General features: G+C 73.9%; 6 protein-coding genes. 2 read left to right on the top strand and 4 right to left on the bottom strand.

What is annotated here, in order from left to right; translation table 11 throughout:
• Positions 1-162: 162 nt before the first annotated feature.
• The 4 genes from ABZ457_RS28620 to ABZ457_RS28605 form a co-directional block, all read right to left on the bottom strand.
• The gene (locus tag ABZ457_RS28620) at positions 163-819 is read right to left on the bottom strand and encodes an LAETG motif-containing sortase-dependent surface protein (protein ID WP_359163264.1); all 657 of its coding nucleotides are present in this window, start codon (positions 817-819) and stop codon (positions 163-165) included.
• Positions 820-937: 118 nt separating this feature from the next.
• Entirely contained in the window at positions 938-1,411 is a 474-nt protein-coding gene (locus tag ABZ457_RS28615; RefSeq protein ID WP_359163270.1) for a DUF6328 family protein, read from the bottom strand.
• Positions 1,412-1,584: 173 nt separating this feature from the next.
• On the bottom strand, positions 1,585-3,450 hold the full coding sequence (locus ABZ457_RS28610) for a transketolase (protein WP_359163261.1): 1,866 nt from the start codon (positions 3,448-3,450) through the stop codon (positions 1,585-1,587).
• A gap of 206 nt (positions 3,451-3,656) precedes the next feature.
• Positions 3,657-3,881 (bottom strand): hypothetical protein, encoded by a 225-nt coding sequence (locus ABZ457_RS28605; RefSeq protein WP_026277981.1) that lies wholly within the window; start codon positions 3,879-3,881, stop codon positions 3,657-3,659.
• A gap of 208 nt (positions 3,882-4,089) precedes the next feature.
• On the opposite strand from ABZ457_RS28605, the gene mutA reads away from it, so the two are divergent.
• On the top strand, positions 4,090-5,973 hold the full coding sequence (gene mutA, locus ABZ457_RS28600; protein ID WP_359163258.1) for a methylmalonyl-CoA mutase small subunit: 1,884 nt from the start codon (positions 4,090-4,092) through the stop codon (positions 5,971-5,973).
• On the top strand, positions 5,973-8,198 hold the full coding sequence (gene scpA, locus ABZ457_RS28595) for a methylmalonyl-CoA mutase (RefSeq protein ID WP_359163255.1): 2,226 nt from the start codon (positions 5,973-5,975) through the stop codon (positions 8,196-8,198). Before mutA ends, scpA begins: the two co-directional genes overlap by 1 nt.
• The last annotated feature ends 29 nt before the right edge of the window (positions 8,199-8,227 follow it).

The raw sequence follows: 8,227 nt of genomic DNA, 5'->3' as shown, positions 1-8,227 counted from the left end.
GCCTCGGCGGTGGTGGCCACCGGCTTGTCGAGCAGCAGATGGCACCCGGCGGCGGGCCTGCCCGGCCCCGGGGGCGGCCCCGCCCCCGGAAACGGCGGAGCGGCCGGTGCCCGAAGGTGCCGGCCGCTCCGCGGCTCTACGCGCGAGACGCGCGCAGGCGCGTCAGTTCTGCGTGCCGCGGCGCTTGCGCGCGGCCCACATGATGCCGCCGCCGGCGGCGAGAACCACCGCGGCCGCGCCCGCGATCAGCGGGGTGGAGCTGGAGGAACCGGTCTCGGCGAGGCCCGGGGAGGTCTCGCTCGGGGTCGGCGTGGGCGCCGGGGCCTCGGAGCTCGGGGTCTCGCTCGGCTTCTCGCTGGGCGTCTCGCTGGGCTTCTCGCTCGGCGCGGGGCTCGACTCGGTCGGCGTCGGGGCCGGCGTCGTGGTCGACTCGCTCGGGCTCGGCGTCGGCTCGGTCGGCTTCACGCACGGCGGAGCCGTCTTGGTCTCGTCCCGGTTGTACTGCTCGCCGTCCTGCGCCTTGATGACGATGCGGACCTCGCGCTCCTTGTCGACGTCCGGGAGGTCCAGCTTCGTCGCGAAGTTGTCCTCGAACTCCTTGGTCGGGAGCAGGTCCTTGCCGTCCACCGTCACGGCCACCGTGTTCACGGTGTTCTTGCCGTAGTGGGTCAGGTTGATGTCGACCGTGTCGCAGGTGACCGACCAGTTGGGGTTGTGCGCCATGGCCGGGCCGGCCGCCAGGCCGACGCCGAGCACACCGGCTGCGGCGGCCGCGACAAGGGCCGCCGAACGCCGGAGCGTTCCGTTGCTGTTTCTCACTTGGGTTCCTCCACGAAGACACGCCACCACTGCTGGCGGTGCGCGCACCCTACCGCCGCCGTGCGGCGCGCGGGCAGCCGCCCCAAACATCGCAATCGGGTGAACGGCTGAAACCGCGTCACGGGCCGCGGCGCTCCCTGGCCCGCAGCCAGAGGGGAAGAACGATCCACAACAGGGCGAACCAGGCGAACATGCCCGCGACCATCCATACGGCGTCACCGTCGCCGATGACCACCCGGAGGATCAGCAGCAGCGCGGAGACCATCGTGCACAGCAGCAGCACCAGCCCCAGGACCGTAAGGCGGGAGGCCCAGTCGACGGCGACCGGTTTGATCCGTCTGCCGGTCACCATCCGATGGATGGCGACCGGTCCTATGAGCACACCGGTCGCGGCGGCGCCCAACATGATGGTGACGGTGTAGATGGCCTGGTCGGTTCCGGAGAGGTCGTCGAACCGTGGCTGAAAGGCCACGGTGAGCAGGAAGCCGAAGAGGATCTGGACACCGGTCTGGGCGACCCTCAGTTCCTGGAGCAGGTCGGCCCACCGCCGGTCCGCCCGCTCGTCCTCCGTCTCGTCCCGCCCGTAGTGCAGCTGTCTCTTCCCGTCCGGGCCCGGCCCCGCCGGACTCGCCCCGGCCGGGACTCCGCCGTCGCCGACGGGGGCCCCGTCGCCACCGACGCCCGGTTCACCGCCGACGCCCGGTTCACCGCCGACGCCCGGTTCACCGCCGACGCGCGGTTCGCCGCCGTCACGCGGCTCCTCGCTCACGGCGCCACCATCGCCTCGGCGACCAGCAGCCGCACCGCCGCCGCGATCGACTCCGCGTCGATCCCGGCGGCGTGGAGCTGCTCCGGCCCGGTCGCGGACGACGGCACCCCGCGGACACCCAGCCGCACCAGCCGCGGCACCGGCCGCCCGTCGGCGAACGCCTCGGCCACCGCGTCACCGAGGCCGCCCTCCAGCCGGTGGTCCTCCACCGTGACCAGGCAGCCCGTGTCGTCGGCGGCCTCCTGGAGGGTGGCGGTGTCGACCGGCTTGACGGAGTACGCGTCGACGACGCGCACCGCGATGCCCTCCCGGTCGAGGATCCGCGCCGCCCCCAGCGCCTCGTGGACGGTGATACCGGCCGCGACCAGGGTCGCGCGGTCCCGGTCGCCGGAGCGCAGCACCTTGGACCCGCCGACCGGGAACTCCTCCCCCGGTCCATAGAGGACCGGGGTGCCGGAGCGCGTGGTGCGCAGATAGCTGATGCCGGGGAGGTCGGCCATGGCGGCGACCAGCCGGGCCGTCTGCGGGGCGTCGCACGGGTAGAGCACGGTGCTGCCGGGGATCGCGCGGAACATCGCCAGGTCCTCCAGGCCCATCTGGGACGGCCCGTCCTCGCCGATCGAGACGCCGGCGTGGGAGCCGACGAGCCGGATCGAGGCGCAGCTGACGGCGGCCATCCGGACGAAGTCGTGGGCGCGGGTCAGGAAGGCGGCGAAGGAGCAGGCGAACGGGGTCCAGCCGCGCGCGGCCATGCCGACCGCGCCCGCGACGAGCTGCTGTTCCGCGATGGAGAACTCGAAGTACCGCTCGGGGTGCTCCTTCTCGAAGTATTCGGTGCGGGTGGAGTCCCCGACCTCGGCGTCCAGGGCGACGACATCGGTGCGGGCGGTACCGAGGGCGGCGAGGGCCCGCCCGTAGGCGTCGCGGGTGGCGACCTCCTCGCCCTTCTCGAAGACGGGCAGCTCCGGCCCGCCCGGCGGGGGCTCGGGCCGGCGTACGCGCACCTCGGGCGGCGGGGCGACGTCGACGGTCAGCTCACGGGCGCCGCCGAGTTCCGCGATCGCGGCCGCCGCGTCGGGCAGCGGCTTGCCGTGCTTGCCCTCCTGGTCCGCGACGGCGGCCACCCCGTGGCCCTTCTCGGTGCCGGCGAGGATCGCGGTGGGGCGGCCCGCGGTGGCGGCGGCGTCGCTCAGCGCGGCGTCCACCGCGGCGATGTCGTGGCCGTCGATGCGCAGGGTGTGCCAGCCGAAGGCCTCCAGCCGGCGGGCGTAGGCGTCCAGGTCCCGGCCGAAGCGGGTGGGGCCGCGCTGGCCGAGCCGGTTGACGTCCACGATCAGGGTCAGGTTGTCCAGATGCTCGTACGCGGCCTGCTCCACGGCCTCCCACACCGAGCCCTCCGCCATCTCGCTGTCGCCGGAGAGCACCCAGACCCGGTACGGGACCTGGTCGAGGCGTTTGCCGGCGAGGGCCATGCCGACGCCCACGGGCAGTCCCTGCCCGAGGGAGCCGGTGGCCGTGTCGACCCAGGGCAGCCGGGGCGTGGGGTGGCCCTCCAGACGGCTGTCGCGTTTGCGGAAGGTGAGCAGTTCCGCGTCGTCGATCGCGCCGGCGGCCTTGTACATGGCGTACAGCAGCGGGGAGGCGTGGCCCTTGGAGAGCACCAGCCGGTCGTTGCCGGGGTGCCCGGGCCGGTCGAAGTCGTACCGCAGGTGGCGGGCGAGGAGCACGGCGCCGAGGTCGGCGGCCGACATGGACGAGGTCGGGTGTCCGGAGCCGGCCGCGTCGGCGGCGCGTACCGCGTCGACGCGCAGCTGCTGTCCGAGCTGTGCCAGGTGTTCGTGGTCGGCCGCTGATACTCGCATCGGTGCGCTCCCGGTTCCGTGTCTCCGTGTCGCAGGACGTGTGCGGGGGTCTCACGCGACGGGCGCGGCGGCGGGCCGGGGGCCGCCGTGCGTCCGGGCGGCGGGGCAGGGCTGCCGAGCGGGTCCGTGAGCCCCTGGCCGGGTGCCCGGCGCGGGGCGGCTCAAACGCGGACCGCCCGCCGGCCCCGGCCCGCCCCCGTCAGGGGTCACCGGTACGGGCGGTCGGGCCGCTCCTCCACCACCGGGGCCTGGCCCGGCACGACCACACGGCGCCGCTTGGCGATGCTCGTGAAGGTCGCCACGCCGATCAGGCCGACGGCCATCAGGATGATGCCGACCACGTCGAGGTTGGCGCCCTCGACCTTCCAGTCCGTGCCGAACGTGAGAATGGCTCCCGCGGCGATCAGGATGATGCATCCGCCGATCCCCATCTCCTCCACCTTCTTCCGTCATCCGTCGGTGCGGTGCGCGGTGGGTCCCGTACGCGCCGTGCACCCCGGCTACCCCTGGATGGCGTGGGCATGTCTTGACAGAAGGCAAATAGTGCACGGAGCGCGGTCGATCAAGTGCGGTCCGGAGAGGGCAAGGTCACAGCCCTGTCCTCTCCGCTCTTCGGTGCCGCTGTCCTAGCATCTGAGCATGACGGTCCTCCCCGATGACGGGTTCCCACTGGCCGCCGAATTCCCGGATGCGACGCACGAGCAGTGGCAGCGCCTCGTGGAAGGCGTGCTCCGCAAGTCCGGCAAGGACGCACAGGGTTCGGCCGCCGAGGACGCGCTGTCCACGGCTCTGGAGGACGGGATCACGACCCGTCCCCTGTACACGGCCGGTGACGGCCCGGCCTCCGCCGGTTTCCCCGGGTTCGCCCCGTACACCCGCGGTGGGCGCGCCGAGGGCGGCGCGCTCTCCGGCTGGGACGTACGGCAGCGCCACGACCGGCCCGATCCCGTGCGGACCAACGAGGCGGTCCTCGCCGACCTGGAGAACGGCGTCACCTCCCTCTGGCTGACCGTGGGCGCGGCCGGGGTGCCGGTCGACGGCCTCGGCACGGCGCTGGACGGTGTGCTGCTGGACCTGGCGCCCGTCGTCCTGGACGCGGGCACCGAGTTCCGGGCGGCCGCCGAGGAGCTGCTCGCCCTGTACGCGAAGCGGGGCGTCGAGCCCGGCGCGGCCCTGGGGAACCTGGGCGCGGACCCCTTCGGTCTGGCCGCCCGGACCGGCGACCACGACGGCCTGGCGGAGCACCTGGCCGCGGCGGCGGACCTCGCCGGCCGCTGCGCGGAGGGCTACCCGGGGCTGCGGGCCGTCACCGTCGACGCCCTGGTCCACCACGAGGCCGGGGCGACCCCGGCCCAGGAGCTGGGCTGCTCGCTGGCGACCGGGGTGGCCTGGCTGCGGGAGCTGACGGAGGCGGGGCTGACCGCCGAGGCGGCCTGCGGCCAGCTGGAGTTCCGGTACGCGGCGAGCGCCGACCAGTTCCTCACGATCGCGAAGCTGCGCGCCGCGCGCCGGCTGTGGGCGCGGATCGCCGAGGTGTCCGGGGTGAGCGGCCCGGCGGCGGCGCAGCGCCAGCACGCGGTGACCTCGCCGGTGATGATGACGCGCCGCGACCCCTGGGTGAACATGCTGCGCACCACGGTGGCCTCGCTGGCGGCCGGGGTGGGCGGCGCGGACGCGGTCACGGTGCTGCCGTTCGACCACGAGCTGGGCCTGCCGGACGCCTTCGCGCGCCGGATCGCCCGCAACACCTCGACCATCCTGCTGGAGGAGTCGCATCTGGGCCGGGTCGTCGACCCGGCGGGCGGCTCCTGGTACGTGGAGCGGCTGACCGAGGAGCTGGCGCGGGCAGGCTGGGCGTGGTTCCAGGAGATCGAGCGGGCCGGCGGTCTGGCCGCCGCGCTGCGCGAGGGCCTGATCGCCGAGCGGATCGGCGAGGCGTGGGAGAAGCGCTCCCGCCGGCTGGCGACCCGGCGTGAGCCGGTGACCGGGGTCAGCGAGTTCCCGCTGCTGTCCGAGGCGCCGGTGGAGCGCGACCCCGCACCGGTGCGCCCGGGCGGCGGGCTGCCGGTGGTCCGGCGGGACGAGCGCTTCGAGGCGCTGCGGGCCCGCTCCGACGCGCATCTGGCGGCGACGGGCGAGCGGCCCAGGGTGTTCCTGGCGGCGCTGGGCCCGGCCTCCGCGCACACCGCGCGGGCCACCTTCGCGGCCAACCTGTTCCAGGCGGGCGGCGTCCAGCCGGTGCACGACCCGGTGACGGTGGACGCCGGGAGCGCGGCGGCCGCCTTCGCGGCGAGCGGCGCGCGGGTGGCGTGCCTCTGCTCCAGCGACGCGCTCTACGAGGAGCAGGCGGCGGCGGTGGCCGAGGCACTGAAGGCGGCGGGCGCGCTGCGGGTGTTCCTCGCCGGGCGGCCGGGTGAACTGCGGGAGACGTTGGAGAAGGCCGGAGTCGACGAGTTCGTCGTCGCGGGCGGCGACGCGGTCGCCGTGCTGGGTTCCGTCCTCGACCGGATCGGAGTGGCGTGATGGGCATCCCTGACTTCACGGGGATCGAGCTGGGGCCCGCCACGGCCGGCCCGGCGACCGAGGAGGAGTGGCGCGCGGCGGTCGAGGCGGCCACCGGCAAGGACGTCTCCGCGCTGGTGTGGGAGACGCCCGAGGGCATCCCGGTGAAGCCGCTCTACACCGAACGCGACCTGGCGGGCGTGGACTTCCTGGCCACGTACCCGGGGGTGGCGCCGTATCTGCGCGGCCCGTACCCGACGATGTACGTCAACCAGCCGTGGACGATCCGGCAGTACGCGGGCTTCTCCACCGCCGAGGAGTCGAACGCCTTCTACCGGCGCAATCTGGCGGCCGGCCAGAAGGGCCTCTCGGTCGCCTTCGACCTGCCGACGCACCGGGGCTACGACAGCGACCACCCCCGGGTGACCGGTGACGTCGGCATGGCGGGTGTGGCGATCGACTCGATCTACGACATGCGGCAGCTGTTCGACGGCATCCCGCTGGACCGTATGAGCGTGTCGATGACGATGAACGGCGCGGTGCTGCCGGTGCTGGCGCTGTACATCGTCGCCGCCGAGGAGCAGGGCGTGCCGCCGGAGAAGCTGGCGGGGACCATCCAGAACGACATCCTCAAGGAGTTCATGGTCCGCAACACGTACATCTATCCGCCCGGCCCGTCGATGCGGATGATCTCGGACATCTTCGCGTACACCTCGCAGAAGATGCCGCGCTACAACTCCATCTCCATCTCGGGCTACCACATCCAGGAGGCCGGGGCGACGGCCGATCTGGAGCTGGCGTACACGCTGGCGGACGGCATGGAGTATCTGCGCGCCGGAATCGGGGCGGGGCTGGACGTGGACGCGTTCGCGCCCCGGCTGTCGTTCTTCTGGGCGATCGGCATGAACTTCTTCATGGAGGTCGCCAAGCTGCGGGCGGCGCGGCTGCTGTGGGCGAAGCTGGTGAAGGGCTTCGAGCCGAAGAACGCCAAGTCCCTCTCCCTGCGCACCCATTCGCAGACCTCGGGCTGGTCCCTGACGGCGCAGGACGTGTTCAACAACGTCACCCGCACCTGTGTGGAGGCGATGGCGGCGACCCAGGGCCACACCCAGTCCCTGCACACCAACGCCCTCGACGAGGCGCTGGCCCTGCCGACGGACTTCTCGGCGCGCATCGCCCGCAACACGCAGCTCCTGCTCCAGCAGGAGTCGGGCACCGGCCGGGTCATCGACCCGTGGGGCGGCAGCGCGTACGTGGAGCGGCTCACCCACGACCTGGCGCGGCGGGCCTGGCAGCACATCGAGGAGGTCGAGGCGGCGGGCGGCATGGCGCAGGCCATCGACGCGGGCATCCCCAAGCTGCGGGTGGAGGAGGCGGCGGCCCGCACCCAGGCGCGGATCGACTCGGGCCGGCAGCCGGTGATCGGCGTCAACAAGTACCGGGTGGACTCGGACGAGCAGATCGAGGTCCTGAAGGTCGAGAACTCGCAGGTGCGCGCCCAGCAGGTGGAGAAGCTGCGCCGGCTGCGGGCGGAGCGGGACGAGGCGGCGACGCAGGCGGCCCTGCGGGCGCTCACGGCCTCCGCCGAGGCGGGCCCCTCGGGCGGTGGTTCGCTGGACGGCAACCTGCTGGCGCTGGCCGTGGACGCGGCCCGGGCCAAGGCGACCGTCGGGGAGATCTCGGACGCCCTGGAGAAGGTGTACGGCCGGCACTCGGGCCAGATCCGTACGATCTCCGGTGTGTACCGCAACGAGGCAGGGGAGTCGCCGTCGGTGGACCGCACCCGCGCGCTGGTGGACGCGTTCGAGGAGGCCGAGGGCCGCAGGCCGCGCATCCTGGTGGCCAAGATGGGCCAGGACGGGCACGACCGCGGCCAGAAGGTGATCGCGACCGCCTTCGCCGACCTGGGCTTCGACGTGGACGTCGGCCCGCTGTTCCAGACCCCGGCCGAGGTGGCCCGGCAGGCGGTCGAGGCGGATGTGCACATCGTCGGCGTCTCCTCGCTGGCGGCGGGGCACCTGACCCTGGTGCCCGCGCTGCGCGAGGAACTGGCGGCGGAGGGCCGGGAGGACATCATGATCGTGGTGGGCGGGGTGATCCCCCCGCAGGACGTGCGGGCCCTGCACGACGCGGGCGCGGCGGCCGTCTTCCCGCCCGGCACGGTGATCCCGGACGCGGCGCGGGACCTGGTGCACACCCTCGCCCGCTCGCTCGGCCACGAGCTGGGCACCGCCGACGACCGCTGACACGCACGGCCGGGCCCGGCCCGCCGGAC

This window comes from Streptomyces sp. NPDC005805, from assembly GCF_040630445.1.
In the GTDB taxonomy this organism is placed as follows: Bacteria; Actinomycetota; Actinomycetes; order Streptomycetales; family Streptomycetaceae; genus Streptomyces.
Note: the sequence above shows the minus strand (reverse complement) of the source record. Positions and strands in the feature narration are given on the sequence as shown.

Bases quoted from the DNA above. Each gene is read 5' to 3' on its own strand.
- ABZ457_RS28605 (WP_026277981.1), bottom strand. From the start codon at position 3,881: ATGGGGATCGGCGGATGCATCATCCTGATCGCCGCGGGAGCCATTCTC.
- scpA (WP_359163255.1), top strand. From the start codon at position 5,973: ATGGGCATCCCTGACTTCACGGGGATCGAGCTGGGGCCCGCCACGGCC.
- mutA (WP_359163258.1), top strand. From the start codon at position 4,090: ATGACGGTCCTCCCCGATGACGGGTTCCCACTGGCCGCCGAATTCCCG.
- ABZ457_RS28610 (WP_359163261.1), bottom strand. From the start codon at position 3,450: ATGCGAGTATCAGCGGCCGACCACGAACACCTGGCACAGCTCGGACAG.